14 protein-coding genes are annotated in these 14,949 nt (G+C 50.8%); 7 read left to right on the forward strand and 7 right to left on the reverse strand.

The annotated features are described in order from the left end of the window. Positions 1-29 precede the first annotated feature (29 nt). From accC to efp, 3 genes are read right to left on the reverse strand one after another with little or no spacing between them, the layout of a single operon-like run. Positions 30-1,373, reverse strand: a complete 1,344-nt coding sequence (gene accC / locus G9409_RS04350) for an acetyl-CoA carboxylase biotin carboxylase subunit (protein ID WP_166807602.1) — start codon at positions 1,371-1,373, stop codon at positions 30-32. A gap of 19 nt (positions 1,374-1,392) precedes the next feature. After that, positions 1,393-1,863: an acetyl-CoA carboxylase biotin carboxyl carrier protein gene (accB, locus tag G9409_RS04355; protein WP_166807603.1), complete on the reverse strand. Its 471-nt coding sequence runs from the start codon at positions 1,861-1,863 to the stop codon at positions 1,393-1,395. A 53-nt stretch (positions 1,864-1,916) separates the two neighbouring features. Next, positions 1,917-2,483, reverse strand: a complete 567-nt coding sequence (gene efp / locus G9409_RS04360) for an elongation factor P (RefSeq protein WP_006366133.1) — start codon at positions 2,481-2,483, stop codon at positions 1,917-1,919. A gap of 212 nt (positions 2,484-2,695) precedes the next feature. Here efp and G9409_RS04365 point away from each other — a divergent pair, with 212 nt between their 5' ends. Both G9409_RS04365 and G9409_RS04370 read left to right on the forward strand, forming a co-directional pair. After that, entirely contained in the window at positions 2,696-2,971 is a 276-nt protein-coding gene (locus tag G9409_RS04365) for an HU family DNA-binding protein (protein ID WP_166807604.1), read from the forward strand. Positions 2,972-3,058: 87 nt separating this feature from the next. Next, positions 3,059-4,063, forward strand: a complete 1,005-nt coding sequence (locus tag G9409_RS04370) for an acetyl-CoA carboxylase carboxyltransferase subunit alpha (protein ID WP_166807605.1) — start codon at positions 3,059-3,061, stop codon at positions 4,061-4,063. A gap of 118 nt (positions 4,064-4,181) precedes the next feature. Here the strand turns inward: G9409_RS04370 and G9409_RS04375 are convergent, their stop codons facing one another. The 3 genes from G9409_RS04375 to G9409_RS04385 form a co-directional block, all read right to left on the reverse strand. After that, positions 4,182-5,216, reverse strand: a complete 1,035-nt coding sequence (locus G9409_RS04375; protein ID WP_166807606.1) for a 2-oxoacid:ferredoxin oxidoreductase subunit beta — start codon at positions 5,214-5,216, stop codon at positions 4,182-4,184. A gap of 2 nt (positions 5,217-5,218) precedes the next feature. Then, positions 5,219-7,099, reverse strand: a complete 1,881-nt coding sequence (locus G9409_RS04380) for a 2-oxoacid:acceptor oxidoreductase subunit alpha (RefSeq protein WP_166807607.1) — start codon at positions 7,097-7,099, stop codon at positions 5,219-5,221. 201 nt (positions 7,100-7,300) lie between these two features. Continuing rightward, complete coding sequence (locus tag G9409_RS04385) at positions 7,301-7,561, reverse strand: hypothetical protein (protein ID WP_166807608.1); 261 nt, start codon at positions 7,559-7,561, stop codon at positions 7,301-7,303. A 462-nt stretch (positions 7,562-8,023) separates the two neighbouring features. Here G9409_RS04385 and alaS point away from each other — a divergent pair, with 462 nt between their 5' ends. The 3 genes from alaS (at position 8,024) to G9409_RS04400 (ending at position 11,680) form a co-directional block, all read left to right on the forward strand. Continuing rightward, a complete protein-coding gene (alaS, locus tag G9409_RS04390) occupies positions 8,024-10,687 on the forward strand; it encodes an alanine--tRNA ligase (protein ID WP_166807609.1) in 2,664 nt (887 codons plus the stop codon). Between the two features lie 4 nt (positions 10,688-10,691). Continuing rightward, entirely contained in the window at positions 10,692-11,186 is a 495-nt protein-coding gene (locus G9409_RS04395) for a 4Fe-4S dicluster domain-containing protein (RefSeq protein ID WP_166807610.1), read from the forward strand. A gap of 203 nt (positions 11,187-11,389) precedes the next feature. Beyond that, complete coding sequence (locus G9409_RS04400; RefSeq protein ID WP_166807611.1) at positions 11,390-11,680, forward strand: 4Fe-4S dicluster domain-containing protein; 291 nt, start codon at positions 11,390-11,392, stop codon at positions 11,678-11,680. On the opposite strand, the gene serB is transcribed toward G9409_RS04400, so the two are convergent. After that, positions 11,625-12,890, reverse strand: coding sequence for a phosphoserine phosphatase SerB (gene serB / locus G9409_RS04405; protein ID WP_166807612.1), 1,266 nt, complete (start codon positions 12,888-12,890; stop codon positions 11,625-11,627). The genes G9409_RS04400 and serB overlap by 56 nt on opposite strands. 299 nt (positions 12,891-13,189) lie before the next feature. On the opposite strand from serB, the gene G9409_RS04410 reads away from it, so the two are divergent. Together G9409_RS04410 and G9409_RS04415 are read left to right on the forward strand one after the other, a co-directional pair. After that, positions 13,190-14,122 (forward strand): DUF2806 domain-containing protein, encoded by a 933-nt coding sequence (locus tag G9409_RS04410; RefSeq protein ID WP_166807613.1) that lies wholly within the window; start codon positions 13,190-13,192, stop codon positions 14,120-14,122. Between the two features lie 224 nt (positions 14,123-14,346). Next, positions 14,347-14,949 (forward strand): hypothetical protein, encoded by a 603-nt coding sequence (locus G9409_RS04415; protein WP_166807614.1) that lies wholly within the window; start codon positions 14,347-14,349, stop codon positions 14,947-14,949.

Below are 14,949 nucleotides of genomic sequence, written 5' to 3' on the forward strand. Positions count from 1 at the left end.
CTTTTTTATTGTCCATTTTTCGTGCTCTCCTACTTTTTTTCGAAGCGGAAGGTGTCCAGAAAGCTGGTATCAAAGTCACCGCTCTGGAAGACCGGAGAGTGCATTACCTGCTTGTGGAACGGTATGGTGGTTTTCACTCCGACAACAATAAATTCGTCAAGCGCTCGGGACATCCTTGCGATGGCTTCATCACGGGTGTGAGCGGTCACGATCAGCTTGGCGATCATGGAGTCGTAGTTGGAGGGGACAACATAGCTTGCATAGGCGTGTGAATCGACCCGTACGCCGTGTCCTCCGGGAGTATGAAAGACCTGAAGCTGACCGGGAGATGGACGGAACATGTGCTCCGGATCCTCGGCATTGATGCGGCACTCAATGGAGTGACCTTTCGGAGTGAATTTTCTGTTCTCGATCGACTCTCCGGCAGCAATTTCGATCTGCTCGCGGACAATATCGACATCGTAGCGCTCTTCGGTAACCGGATGCTCGACCTGGATACGGGTGTTCATCTCCATGAAGTAGAAGTCGCGGTGTTTGTCGAGCAGAAACTCGATGGTACCGGCACCCTCATAGTTGATTGCCCTTGCTGCAGCTACAGCGGCATCACCCATTTTTTTTCTCAGTGCATCGTCAACCGCCGGTGAAGGGGTCTCCTCAATAAGCTTCTGGTGACGGCGCTGAACGGTACAGTCGCGCTCACCGAGATGGATGGTGTGGCCGTGTTGGTCGGAGAGAATCTGGATCTCGACGTGGCGGGGATTTTCAAGATACTTCTCGATATAGACACCGCTGTTACCGAACGCCTGCTCGGCTTCACTGCGTGCGGTGTTGAGCGCTTTTTCAAGCTGGCTCTCCTCGGTCACAACCCTCATGCCCTTTCCGCCGCCACCGGCAGTAGGCTTGATAATGACCGGATAGCCGGTTTTTTTAGCGGTCTCTATTGCCTGTTTCAGATCGGTGACCAGACCGGGGCTTCCGGGAACAACGGGGACTCCGGCGGCAATCATGGTTGATTTGGCCGTATTTTTGTCACCCATCTGGTTGATCATTTTGGCCGTCGGGCCGATAAACTTGATGTTTGCAGAAGCACACACCTCGGCAAAATCAGCATTTTCAGCAAGGAAGCCGTAACCGGGATGAATGGCATCGGCATTGGTCACCTCAGCCGCTGCAATGATCCGGGGTATGTTCAGATAGCTCTCCCTGGAGAGTGCCGGTCCGATACAGACCGCTTCATCAGCGTATTTGACATGGATTGATTCAGCATCAACTGTTGAGTAAACAGCAACCGTACTGATCCCCATTTCGCGACAGGTCTGCATAATACGCAATGCAATTTCGCCGCGATTTGCTACAAGTATTTTCTTGAACAAGGCTGTTTTTGATCAAAGATTATGGTTTAACCCGGAACAGGGGCTGGTTGTACTCTACAGCCTGTCCGTTTTCAACAAGAATTTCAACAATGGTGCCGGAAACTTCCGCCTCAATTTCGTTCATCAGCTTCATGGCTTCAATAATGCAGAGAACATCTCCTTTTTTAATAGTGTCGTTAACCGCAATAAATGCCGGTGAATCGGGAGAAGGAGATTTATAGTAGGTGCCGACTATCGGTGAGCAGACATCGACAAGGCCGGAGATCGGTTCAGTTGTCACTGCTGCCGGTGCCGGAGCTGCCGTCTGAAGAGGAGCCGCGGTTGACGGAGCCGGTGCTGAGGGTGCTGCGACTGCCGGAGCAGAGGGTTGCACTACTGCTGAGGAAAAACGTCTGAGGGTAACTTTAAAATCCCCCTCCTCAATAATGGTTTCCTGAAGATCCGAGCTATTGACGATCTCAATAAGCTGCCTGATTTCGTTAAGGTTCATGATGATGCTACTTAAGGATTAAACGCTTTTCCTGTTAAATCGATTAAAGTCCGTTATTTTTTTACTCTTTCAATATACTCGCCGGTGCGGGTGTCGACGCGAATCACGCTGCCGATCTGGATGAACATGGGCACGTTGACCTCTGCTCCTGTCTCCACAATTGCCGGTTTGGTTCCGCTTGTGGCCCGGTCATCTTTTGATGCGGGGCTGGTTTCCGTCACCTCCACTTCAACAAATGTGGGAAGTTCCACACTCAGAATCGCGCCATCATCGGAAAACACAATCGTTACCGTGATGCCATCTTTCAAAAAACGGGATCCGGAGCCGATGGTGAGCTCCGGAACATTGATCTGGTCAAAGGTGTTGTTGTCCATCATGACATAATCAGTGCCATCCTGATAGAGGTACTGATACTGTTTGCGTTCAGTTACGATCACATCTACGGATTCACTTGCACTGAAGCGGAATTCAACGTTGCGTCCTGTTTTCAGGTTTCGCATGTTTGCCTGGTAAAACGCACGCAGGTTTCCCGGTGTACGGTGGACAAGACTCTCTATGCTGTGCGGTTCACCCTTGAAACGGATTATGGAGCCTTTTGATACGTTACTGATTGAAATCATAAGACGGATAAAATAGGTCTTGCTTGGTTAGGTTTTTTTAATCAAAAGAGCTTAAATATAACACAGCGCGTGACGAATACAAACCGCCTGCAAAGCAATGGCTGATAAAGCTAAAAAGCCATTGCAAGTTTGTAAGGTACTGTTTAAATTCACGTAATTGGTAACGTTGATAAAAAAGCTGATTATTACCCTAACAATAATAAATATCTCCTATGTCAAAAGCTGAGTTAGTCGAGAAAATTGCCGAGCAGGCCAATCTGACCAAAGTCGATGCCGAGCGTGCCGTCAATGCTTTTATCAATGTTGTAACAGGATCCTTGAAGCAGGGTGATGATGTCACTCTTGTCGGGTTCGGAACATTCACAACCGGTGACCGGGCTGAACGTCAGGGCCGCAATCCCCAGACAGGTGCAGCCATTACCATTGCCGCAAAAAAAGTTGTAAAATTCAAGCCGGGTAAAGCTTTGAAGGAAGAGGTCGGCGGTTGATTCTGAAGGTTTTGATTTCTGCTATCTTTTAAAGCCCATCATGAGCCTCTGCTTGATGGGCTTTTTTTATCACTATTACACTGCCCCATGGCTACTAAAGTTGTCCTTGATTTTGAAAAACCTGTCGTTGAGCTTGAAACCAAACTCAACGAAATGCGTGAGTGTCTCAGAAGCAGTGCGAGGGAGCAGGCGCCGTCAGAAACCGGAGTACTCACTCATGAGATTGAGGCTCTTGAACTGAAAGTTGAAGCGCTTCGCCGTTCCATCTATAAAAATCTGACACGCTGGCAGAAGGTGCAGCTTGCCCGCCATCCGGAAAGGCCCTACACGCTCGACTATATCTACATGATGACCAATGGGTTTGTAGAGTTGGCGGGGGATCGTCATTTCAGTGATGACAAGGCAATCGTCGGCGGTTTTGCCCGTATTGAAGAGCCTTCAACAGGTTTTTCCCAGCCGGTCATGATTATCGGCCATCAGAAAGGTCGTGATACCAAGAGCAACGTCTACAGGAATTTCGGTATGGCCCAGCCTGAAGGGTACCGAAAGGCACTCCGGCTCATGAAGCTTGCCGAGAAGTTCCGCAAACCGGTCATTACCCTTATCGATACACCCGGCGCCTTTCCCGGCATCGAGGCCGAGGAGCGGGGGCAGGCTGAGGCAATTGCCCGCAACCTGTTTGAAATGGCGAAGCTGACCGTACCGGTTATCTGCGTTATTATCGGTGAAGGAGCCAGCGGAGGCGCAATAGGCCTTGGTGTAGGCAACCGGATTCTCATGGCTGAGAACAGCTGGTACTCGGTAATCTCACCCGAAAGCTGCTCCTCCATTCTCTGGAGAAGCTGGAACTACAAGGAGCAGGCGGCTGAAGCGCTGCAGCTTACCGCACCCGATCTTCTGGCACAGGGAATCATCGACCGCATTATTCCCGAACCGGTAGGAGGCGCCCATACCGATCCGGAAGCGATGGCCGCAACCCTTAAGGGGATGCTGATTGAGGAGCTGACACTCCTATTGAAGAAGGAGCCAGCAGAACTTGTCAACGACCGTATAGACAAATTTGGTGCTATGGGTGAATGGAATGAAGAGTGAGGACGAGATTCATGCTTGAGCCCCGGAGGGGCGCAATATTGGTAGCCCCCGATGAAGTCGGGGGAAATGAGAAAAGCCGGCGGTTGCCGGCTTTTCTGTTGTTGTGTTGTCGAAAGGGTTACTTGATAACGTAGGAGTTATCACCCTTGAGCAGTTCTGCAAGTGTGCCTGCTCCGTTTTTCTGGGCGTCACGCACCTGCTCGGTGAGAGCATCTTCATAGGTTACGCGATCCTCGGCATAGAGTACACCGATTGGCCGTGGAAGAGCACCTTCTGAATCCGGATCGGTATCAGCAAAGCGGGCAAGAATGGATGCCTTGTTGATATCCGTTTCGTCGTGAATCCAGAGGTCGGCGGTTGAAACTCCACTCTTTTCCAGATCAACCACAATCGGCTTAAAGCCGTCAAGACGGATACCCTTCTTCTGGTCCTTGCCGAAAAGCAGCGGTTTCTGCTGCTCAAGGTAGATGGTGTTCTCAGCCTTGATGTCGGCATTGGCAAAGGCATCCCAGGCGGCATTGTTGAAAATCGGACAGTTCTGGTAGATCTCCACCAGTGACGTGCCCCTGTGCTGTGCTGCACGTAACAGAATCGAGCGGAGGAATTTCCCGTCCTTGTCAAACGCTCTGGCAAAGAAGGTTCCGCCGGAACCGATGGCAAGGGACGCCGGGTTGAAGGGGTGATCAATCACGCCTGCCGGGGAGGTGACGGTTCTCAGCCCGAGTTTTGACGTCGGAGAGTACTGTCCTTTCGTCAGACCGTAGATCTCGTTGTTGAAGAGGACGATGTTCAGGTCGGGATTTCTTCTCAGGGTATGGATGAAGTGGTTGCCGCCGATCGAGAGAGCATCACCATCCCCGGTTGCCACCCAGACACTCAGGTCGGGTCGGGCAGCCTTCAGGCCGGTTGCCATCGGCAGGGCCCTTCCGTGAATACCATGGATACCGTAGGTTGCCATATAGTAGGGCAGACGGGATGAGCATCCGATACCCGAGACAAAGGCGATGTTTTCAGATGCAACACCCAGTTCAGGCAGCACACTCTTGATCTGCTGAAGCACCGCATGATCACCGCAACCTGGACACCACTTCGGTTCCTGGTTCGATGCGAAATCCTTTGCTGTAAGCGCTGTTGTTGGATTGATATCGGTCATTATTAAAGCTCCTTTATAAGATCGGTGATTTTAGCCAGAATTTCCATCTCATTGAACGGCAGTCCCTTCACTTTGCTGAAGCCGACAGGCTCAATCAGGAAGGTGTCACGGATAATGTGGACCAGCTGTCCGTTGTTGTTCTCTGGTATCAGCACCTGTTTGTAGTTGCCGAGGATCTGCCTGAGGTTTTTCGGGAACGGATTGATATAGCGAAGGTGAGCATGAGCAACGCTGTATCCCTTCTCGATTGCCTGATCGACCGCAGTTTTGATAGCTCCGTAGGATGAACCCCATCCAAGCACAAGCAGGTCTCCTTTTTCAGCTCCGTTGTCGAGCGTCTGAAGGGGAATGGTGTCGGCAATACGGGCTATCTTCTCGGCACGGAGTTTGGTCATCAGCTCATGGTTGTCCGGGTCATGAGAGACGTTGCCGGTCTCATTCTGTTTTTCAAGACCGCCGATGCGGTGCTCAAGTCCCTTTGTGCCGGGGATTGCCCATGAACGTACCAGATTCTCATCACGCTTGTAGGGCAGGTAGGGAGGATCTTCAGGTTTTCTTGCCGCGTGGATGCGTGGTTTGATCTCGGCGAGATTATCGGGGGACTCAACTGCCCATGGCTCCGAGCTCAGGGCAAGATAGCCGTCGGTAAGGCAGATCACCGGAGTCATATGCTCAACGGCAAGTCTTGCGGCTTCATAGGTGGTATAGAAGCAGTCAACCGGCGAAGAGGCTGCAACAACCGGCAGCGGAGCCTCACCGTGACGGCCGTACATGGCCATGAAGAGGTCGGACTGTTCCGGCTTGGTCGGAAGACCGGTTGACGGGCCTCCGCGCTGTACGTTGATGACAACAAGCGGAATCTCCATGATGACGGCAAGTCCGAGGGCTTCGGTTTTCAATGCAAGACCGGGACCAGAGGTGTTGGTTGCGGCAAGCGCACCACCGAAAGCGGCACCGATGCTGCTGCAGATGCCGGCAATTTCATCCTCTGCCTGGAAGGTTTTTGCTCCCCACTTTTTCATTTTGGCAAGGTTCTGCAGAATCTCCGTTGCCGGTGTGATCGGGTATGAGCCGAGGAAGAGCTCAAGTCCGGACTTTTTGGCGGCTGCAGCAAGGGCGATGGCTGCGGCTTCATTGCCGGTTACACGGCGGTAGGTGCCATGCTCTTTTTCCGGGGGAATATCGAAGCGGCCGATGTTTGCAAAGATTTCGGTCTCATCACCGAAGTAGTAGCCTGCCTTGACCGCCTTGATGTTGGCATCGGCAATCAACGGCTTTTTGCTGAACTTGCTCTGCAGCATCTCAACCGTTCCTTCGTAGGGGAGATTGTAGAGCCAGTAGAGCAGACCGAGAATAAACATGTTTTTACAGCGATCAACCTCCCTGCTGGAGAGGCCGCTATCTTTCAGGGCTTCACGGGTAAGCTGCTGAACGGGAACAGGAAAAACGGTGTAGTTGGAGAGGGAGCCATCCTCAAGAGGGTTTACTCCTTCCGGATAGCCGGCAAGCTTCAGGTTTTTTTCATCAAAACCGTCAGTGCCTGCAATGATAATACCTCCCTGGTGAAGGTTTTTCAGGTTTGCTTTCAGAGCAGCCGAGTTCATGGCAATCATGACGTCAAAAAGCGCACCCGGAGTATAGACAGGCTTGCTGCCGAACTGGAGCTGGAAGCCTGATACGCCGGAGATGGTGCCGGCAGGGGCCCTGATTTCGGAGGGGAAGTTCGGAAAGGTGTTCAATTCCGACCCGCGAACAGCCACTGTGTTGGCGAACTGGGTACCGGTCAACTGCATTCCGTCGCCGGAGTCTCCTGCAAAAAGCACGGAAACACTTGCTTTGGAGGTCACATTGACCGTTTTTGTTGTAGTTTTTGAATCAGTCATGGGCCCTGTTAATTACTTTTCGAAGTTGGTAAATAGCAAAAAAACCCGCACCAATGAGCATCGCGAGAGGGAGCTCATTGAGTTGTTATCTTTGGTGAAATGTATCCCGGAGGGTAAAAAGAAGACAAAAAATTCCCACTACAGTCTTCTGCAATAAAAAATATACGTGACAGGGCGGGTTAAAACAAGAGTTCGGGTGTTTTAATCAGGTTTTTTTTCTATCACGATGTTATTCTCTTTCAGATAGTTCTGCCACTCCTGCTCCCGGCGGATCGGACAATCGGGTGCCAGATCACAGAAATCATGGCGCTGCATGCCGTAGATCTGCTCCATCCAGCAACCACTGTCACTTTTGGCGACCTCATTGACATGGTTCGGATTGGCCCGCATTATCCTCTCCGAAACATCCAGGAGCTCCTTGATATCCTTGCGCTTCTGTTCGTTTTCAACTCCCCAACTCATAAGCACTCCTTGTTGTTACTGGCAGGAATTACCGGGCTGTTGATTCCCGAAATTAACAATGGTTTAATATAAATCTTTTTTGAAAAGAAGAGCGATTGTTCGTCCGGCTGAAGAGGGTGATTTTTGAGCCACGCACTGCTCTCCCTCTTGTCAGTTCGGGATGACAGGCAGAATAATTTTTCTTTAAGCCCCGGAGGGGCGTGACATTGGTAGACCGATCCCGTGTCATCCCGACCGCTTTCCCCGATGTCATCCCGAACGCACGTGAGGGATCTGGTTAACGAGAAAGAGAGATCCCTCCTTTCAGTTCGGGATGACAAAGATGGTTCGTAACAAATTTATAGAGGTCCCCTAAAATATGTTGGCATCAAGCCCCAAAAAAGAGTAACTTTGGGGCCGTAAGCGGCAACCGTTCTGCATCCGGAGCAGGACGGCAGGTATTGCAACAAGATTAAATTTTCTATGAATTCCAGGGAAATCAGGCAATCTTTTTTGGATTTTTTTGCTCAAAAAGGTCATACTATCGTTCGTTCAGCACCGGTTATTCCGGCAGATGATCCGACACTGCTTTTTACCAATGCAGGTATGAACCAGTTCAAGGATGTCTTTCTCGATAAAGGAACCCGCCCCTACAACCGGGCCGCCGATACCCAGAAGTGTATCAGGGCTTCCGGCAAGCACAACGATCTTGAGGATGTCGGTCGCGACACCTACCACCACACCTTTTTCGAGATGCTCGGCAACTGGTCGTTTGGTGACTATTACAAGAAAGAGGCTATAACCTGGGCATGGGAGCTGATGACCGGCGTGTGGAAACTTCCGGCTGACCGACTCTATGCTACGGTCTATCAGGATGACGACGAGAGCTTCCAGATCTGGAAGGAGCATACCTCCATCTCCCCTGAACATATTCTCCGCTTCGGCGACAAGGATAACTTCTGGGAGATGGGTGAAACCGGTCCCTGTGGTCCCTGCTCCGAAATTCATATTGATCTTACTGAAGACGCTTCAGGCAAAAGCCTTGTGAACGTTGGCGACTACCGGGTGATCGAGCTCTGGAACCTTGTCTTCATCCAGTACAACCGTCAGAGTGACGGCCGCCTTGAGCCGCTACCGAATAAACATGTTGATACCGGCATGGGTTTTGAGCGCGTTGCCGCGGTCATGCAGGGGAAATCATCCAACTACGACACCGACGTCTTCAAGCCGCTTTTTGACCGGATCACAGAAATTACCGGTGTCCGTTACGGCGCATCGATGGATGAGCCACACGATATAGCCATGCGGGTCATTGCCGACCACGCCCGTACCCTCACCTTTGCGCTCTCTGACGGCGCGATGCCTTCAAACGAGGGGCGCGGCTATGTGCTCCGCCGTATTCTCCGCCGGGCGCTTCGCTACTCCAAAAATCTCGGCTATAACGAACCGATTCTCCACCAGCTTGTCGGCACGCTTGCCGATTTGATGGGTGACGTTTTCCCTGAGCTGCAGAAGCAGCGCGATACGGTGAGCAAAATCATCCGCTCGGAAGAGGAGAGCTTTATTGTTACGCTCGATCGCGGCATAGAGATTTTCAACGATGTTGTTGCGAAAGTCCGCGCTGAAAAGGGCACAACCATCAAGGGCACCGATGCCTTCAAGCTCTATGATACCTACGGTTTCCCCTTTGATCTTACCCGCCTGATGGCTTCGGACGAAGGGTTGCAGGTTGACGGCGAAGGGTTTGAGCACTCCATGCAGGAGCAGAAGACCCGTGCACGGGCCGACCGCAAGGAGAAGCATCAGGTTGAGGATGACGGCTCACAGTGGCTCTGGTTCAGCGACCAGCACACCTCCACCTTTGTCGGTTATGAGCAGCTTGAGCTGCCGGTCCGTATTATCGCCTCCAAGCATGCCAAAGAGAAGCTGCTGGTGCTGCTCGACAAAACACCCTTCTACGCCGAGAGTGGCGGGCAGGTTGGTGACCGGGGCTGGATCGAGACAACGAGCTACCGCCTGCAGGTAACCGATACTGTCAAGGATGGCGACGCTATTGTGCATGTTGTTACCGCCGCTTTTGACAAGATTCTTGACAGCGCAGTCAACCCTGCTGATCTCACGATTGACGAGGGGCAGCTCAGTGCGGAGGCCTCGGTTGACCACCATATTCGCCAGGATACCGAGCGGAACCATACTGCCACCCATCTGTTGCATGGGGCGTTGCGCCGCATCCTCGGCCAGCATGTTCAGCAGAAGGGATCATTCGTCAATCCGGAACGGCTCCGTTTTGACTTCAGTCACTTCTCCAAAATGAGCGATGCTGAAATTGCCAGGGTTGAGGCTTCGGTGAACGAAGAGATCCGGCGGGCTGAAGAGGTTCAGAAGCATGCCGATATCCCTTATGACGATGCAATTGCCAAGGGTGCCCTCGCCTTTTTCGGCGACAAGTATGCTGATCTCGTCAGGGTGGTTGAAGTTCCCGGCATCTCGGTTGAGCTCTGCGGTGGAACCCATGTGGATAATATTGGTCGTATCGGACTTTTCAAGATTGTGAGTGAATCTTCGGTTGCTTCGGGTGTGCGCCGTATCGAGGCGTTGACCGGCAAGAGTGCCGAAAAGCTGCTCTGGCAGGAGTACAGTGAGCTGCAGCAGGTTCGCCAGCTCCTCAAAGCGAAAGGTGACGAGCCGGTAGCCGTGAGAATTGTTGAGTTGATGGATGCCAAAAAAGAGCTTGAAAAGGAGCTGCATGAGATCCGCATCGGCTCCCTCCTCCAGACGCTCTCGGTTGAGCTTCAGGCTGCCCCCGAGATTTCGGGATGCAGGGTACTCGCCAAAGTTGTTGAGGGGACGGATGGTGACGCGCTTCGCAGTGCAGGCCTTGCCCTTCGTGAACAGCAGCCCTTTGCCGTGGGACTCCTCTCTTGCGTGCAGGATGGCAAGGTGTCGCTGGTTGGTTTTGCTTCCGACAAGGCAGTAAAGGAGCTTGGTATTGACGCAGGCAAACTGGTTCGCGAAGCTGCCCAGCATGTGCAGGGCGGCGGCGGCGGCAAACCCGAGTTCGCCACTGCCGGAGGAAAGAATCCCGCCGGTGTTGACAAAGCGCTTGAAGCCTTTAAGGATGCTGTGAAAACCGCGCTGAAGGGATAAACCTATGCGCGTTCTTGATTGTCTCTCAGGTAGCTGCACCCGGCCTTCGTGTGACGGCTGCATCTTCCGGCCTGTCCGTTCGCTTCGCCTGGCGCTCAAGTCGCGTGCGATCAAGAAAAGTGATGAGACCGCCGACGCTCCGGTCGGCAGTTGGGAGCGCTCTGAACTGGTAACCCCCACCGTCAGGCCAACACCAGAGAAACATACGGCTCCGAAAAAGCGGAAACGGCTGCTTGCTCCGAGGGAGGAGATTGCGTGGTTTCCCATCATCAAGCCGGAGCTCTGCAACGGCTGCGGCGACTGCAAGGTGCTCTGCAAGCCCGGCGTCTTCGAACTCGGCGAGCCCGACCCCGCAGGAATTCACCGCCCGAAACTGATTGTTGCCCACCCCTACAACTGCCTCGTCCTCTGCAACCGGTGCGTCCCCATCTGCACCTCCGGCGCCATTATTCTCCCCCCGAAGGAGGAGTTCGAACAATTTGTGGAGTATATTGATTAGGCACGCTTTAAATCTATTACGCGATTCGATTGTTTTGTTGGGCGCTGCTCGAAATCCTCATGTACCTTGTGTACACTCCGGTTTCTCCGTTCCGTCCGCCTCACTCTCGAACCGCTCATGACGATTTATAGCTGTGCCGAAATAGTTTGTTGATTTTGAATTCAGCCCCGGAGGGGCGCAATGTTGGTAGACAGGAAGAGAACGTGAATAAACCAAAAAAGCGCAGGTTGCTGGCTCCGAGGGAGGAGATTGCGTGGTTTCCGGTGATTGATGAGGCGGCCTGCAATGGCTGCGGAGATTGTGAGACCTTCTGCAAGCCCGGTGTCTTTGCGCCCGGAGAGAAGATCGGCCCGAAGCGGCCAAAGATGACCGTCTCCAGCCCCTACAACTGTGTTGTGCTCTGTGAACGGTGTGCGCCTCGTTGCACTTCCGGCGCTATTACGCTCCCGCCTGCCGGGGAGTTTGAGCAGTTTGTGGAGTATGTGGAAGCGTGACCGAGAGGTCGTCGCGATCCCGGAACCCCATCAGATAGAGTATGGCGTCAAGCCCGAGGGTTGATATCGCCTGCTTTGCGCTCTCCCGCACAATCGGTTTTGCCCTGAAGGCGATGCCGAGCCCCGCTTTTCCAAGCATCGGCAGATCATTGGCGCCGTCACCGACCGCAATAGTCTGCTCCAATCGAATGTTCTCCTTCTGCGCAATCAGTTCAAGCAGATCTGCCTTCCGCTTGCCGTCAACCACCTGCCCGAGCACCTTCCCCGTCAGTTTGCCCTCGATGATCTCAAGGGTGTTGGCATAGACGTAATCGATATTGAGTTTTTTCTGGAGGTAGTGGCCGAAATAGGAGAATCCGCCGGAGAGAATGGCGGTTTTGAACCCCAGGTTGTGCAGGTTGTGAAAGAGCGTTTCCGCCCCTTCGGTGAGCTGGAGCCGTTTGGCAATGGTCTCAAGCACATGCTCGTCGAGCCCGTTCAGCAGCGATACCCTCCGCTGGAGGCTGCCGGTAAAGTCGATCTCCCCGCGCATCGCCTGCTCGGTAATGGCGGCAACCTCTGCTCCTACTCCCGCCTCTATGGCGAGCTCATCAATCACTTCGGAGGTGATGAGGGTCGAATCCATATCAAACACCACAAGGCGGCGGTTCCGGCGGAAGATGTTATCCTCCTGGAAGGCGATGTCGATTCCGAGGCTGTCGGTAATGGCCAGCATCTGCTCACGGAAGCGGTTCTCGTTCTCAAGGGTGCCACGCATGGAGAACTCCACGCACGCCTTGGTGTGGCGGTTGGCTTCAAGGGGAATACGCCCCGAGAGGCGGTTGATGGTGTCGATATTGAGGCCGTGGGAGGCGATGATGGATGACACCCGCTCAAGGTGCTCAGCGGTAATGCGTCTGGCGAGCAGCGAGAGCAGGTGGCGCGGCTTGCCCTGTTCATGCACCCAGTCGTTGTATTCGGTGTCGGTAACCGGCGTAAAGGTGATCTGTATGCCGAGGGTATGGGCGCAGAAGAGCAGATCCTTCAGCACCGGAGAGGATGCGGACTCCTTGGGTACTTCAACAAGCATGCCGAGCGAGAGGTGGTTATGGATAACCGCCTGGCCGATATCAAGCACCGGCACCTTGTAGCCGGAGAGGATCGAGGTGATTTTCGAGGTCAGACCCGGCTTGTCCTGGCCTGTAATATTGATCAAGAGAAGCTCGCTCATTGTAGCCTGGTAAGGTTATTCGCACCGGTCGCGGTATCAACAAAACATTATATCGTAATGCGTTGATACTCCTGCCCGACATTCAGCAAAAACATCAGTCAAGATAGTGTTGTTTTCCGAACCTTCAAAAACAGGGTCGGGGCGGTGGCAAATGCCCTTCTTATCCTGAACTTTTTGTTTTGGCGGGAAATACCTATAATATTACAGTAATTAAAGAAAGCGCGTTACGCAGCAAAGAGATGTTTGCCTTTTCCGAATCAGGGAGATCAGTTTAAAGTGTCAGAACAGAAACAGGAAATATGATTCCATTAAATATAGATTTTAAGTCGTCAACAATAGAAAAATTTATCGACGTTGTCGCTGCTGCTATCGGAAACCTTTCAGCCCCTTATCTATTAAGAAAAATGGCTGAGGCAAGAGGCCAAGAAATGTTCAAGATTGCAGAGTCGATTGATAAGACTGTGCAAATAATTGGGGATAATTATGAAGTAAAATATGAAGCGGAAAATTTTCAAATTACTCCTACGAAGAAAGATGAACTTGTTATAAATCCGCGACTTCAACGCATAGAAAGTCGATTGAACGTTATTGAAGAACAGAGACAAAAAAATATCGACAAAATAACTATTTACGGTCTTCTTGAGGCGGCTAGGATTTCGGAGACCTCAAATGAAAAGATAGACAGGGATTGGTTAAATCAATTTATTAATGTTTCTCAAGATGTTTCGAGTGATCAAATGCAAGAAGTATGGGGGAAAATTCTTGCTCGGGAAATATCTAATCCCGGATCATTTTCTCTCAGAAGCTTGGAGGTTTTACGTACAATATCCAGGCAAGAAGCTGAAATATTCAGGAAGATGGTTCAATTTGTGTTTTGCGTTGATAACTACAGGTATATTTTTCACGACCACACGATATACAATGGAACGGGTGATGGATGGAATGATTATGTCTTAATGCGAGAAATAGGTCTGTTCACTCCAGGTATTTTCGGTGTAAATTTCCGTTCCAGCCCTAACTGCAATCTTGTTTTTAAGCATGGTCATTTGTCCTTTAAGATAATTGCATCCAAGGATACAGATTTTCATTTAAATGGATATCCATTATCAGTCGTAGGGAGAGAACTGGTAAAGCTAATTCAGATCACTCCTGATAGTGACTATTTCGATAGAGTCAAAGCCGAAGTATCTGAAAAAGACGGTCTTGAATGCGTAATGCTTACGGATTTATAATACTCTATTTTGTAATGGTTTGAGGTCCAAACGACTATTTCGCCTTGTGTCAGTATTTCAATTATTATGCACTATCCGGTTGTCGGACTGTGGCAGAAGAATTATAAGAGAGTTCATTGCGACAAGCTTGTTCCCTGAGGATTTGAGTTTAGCAACATGATATTTTCCATAAGCTTGTACCTATCATGAATTGAAGGAAATTCTGTATCTAAAAAGGAGTAAGAATGCAATTTGCTGTAGCTCTTGTAGAGTATTTGATATCTGGAATTATTGCGTCAGTGTGGTTTATAGTGATAGTAGTAAACTACATTCCATTCCTTTTTTCCGATATAAAAGAATACAAGGAAATATTTGTGATAGTATATTTCCCAATCGCATACATATTGGGCATATACGTTGATGCGACAACATCTTTCTTAGTAAGAAGATGTAAGGAAATTGATGTTATAGCGATTACCTCATTTAAATCATATGCATGCTTTCGGTGCTGTTGCATCCGGGTTTATAATTTTATCGCAGGAAAACCAAAAGGAGATTCTTACGAGCGAAGTGCAGAAATACTTTCACATTCAATTCCTGACATAGTTAGAACAATGGATGCATATGTTAGTCGCGATAGAATTGCTCGTGGGGTGGCATTCAATTCATTTGCAGGAGCAATTACAACATTGCTCTACGCTCCAAGCGACTTAAAAAAAACCATTTTTTTGGGTTGCTTGATAAGCTTCATATACTCTTTGTTCATGTATAAAAGATTGCGTCGTCTTTCATCTCGTTTTAAACGTGTTGCTCTTTCAAAAATGAATAACATGAAAGTCTGGGAATAA

The organism is Candidatus Chlorobium masyuteum, from assembly GCF_011601315.1.
Lineage (GTDB): Bacteria > Bacteroidota > Chlorobiia > Chlorobiales > Chlorobiaceae > Chlorobium > Chlorobium masyuteum.

Excerpts from the sequence above, each read along its gene's own strand:
- accB (WP_166807603.1), bottom strand. The coding sequence starts at position 1,863 with ATGAACCTTAACGAAATCAGGCAGCTTATTGAGATCGTCAATAGCTCG.
- efp (WP_006366133.1), bottom strand. The coding sequence starts at position 2,483 with ATGATTTCAATCAGTAACGTATCAAAAGGCTCCATAATCCGTTTCAAG.
- G9409_RS04365 (WP_166807604.1), top strand. The coding sequence starts at position 2,696 with ATGTCAAAAGCTGAGTTAGTCGAGAAAATTGCCGAGCAGGCCAATCTG.
- G9409_RS04370 (WP_166807605.1), top strand. The coding sequence starts at position 3,059 with ATGGCTACTAAAGTTGTCCTTGATTTTGAAAAACCTGTCGTTGAGCTT.
- G9409_RS04375 (WP_166807606.1), bottom strand. The coding sequence starts at position 5,216 with ATGACCGATATCAATCCAACAACAGCGCTTACAGCAAAGGATTTCGCA.
- G9409_RS04380 (WP_166807607.1), bottom strand. The coding sequence starts at position 7,099 with ATGACTGATTCAAAAACTACAACAAAAACGGTCAATGTGACCTCCAAA.
- G9409_RS04385 (WP_166807608.1), bottom strand. The coding sequence starts at position 7,561 with ATGAGTTGGGGAGTTGAAAACGAACAGAAGCGCAAGGATATCAAGGAG.
- alaS (WP_166807609.1), top strand. The coding sequence starts at position 8,024 with ATGAATTCCAGGGAAATCAGGCAATCTTTTTTGGATTTTTTTGCTCAA.
- G9409_RS04395 (WP_166807610.1), top strand. The coding sequence starts at position 10,692 with ATGCGCGTTCTTGATTGTCTCTCAGGTAGCTGCACCCGGCCTTCGTGT.
- serB (WP_166807612.1), bottom strand. The coding sequence starts at position 12,890 with ATGAGCGAGCTTCTCTTGATCAATATTACAGGCCAGGACAAGCCGGGT.
- G9409_RS04410 (WP_166807613.1), top strand. The coding sequence starts at position 13,190 with ATGATTCCATTAAATATAGATTTTAAGTCGTCAACAATAGAAAAATTT.
- G9409_RS04415 (WP_166807614.1), top strand. The coding sequence starts at position 14,347 with ATGCAATTTGCTGTAGCTCTTGTAGAGTATTTGATATCTGGAATTATT.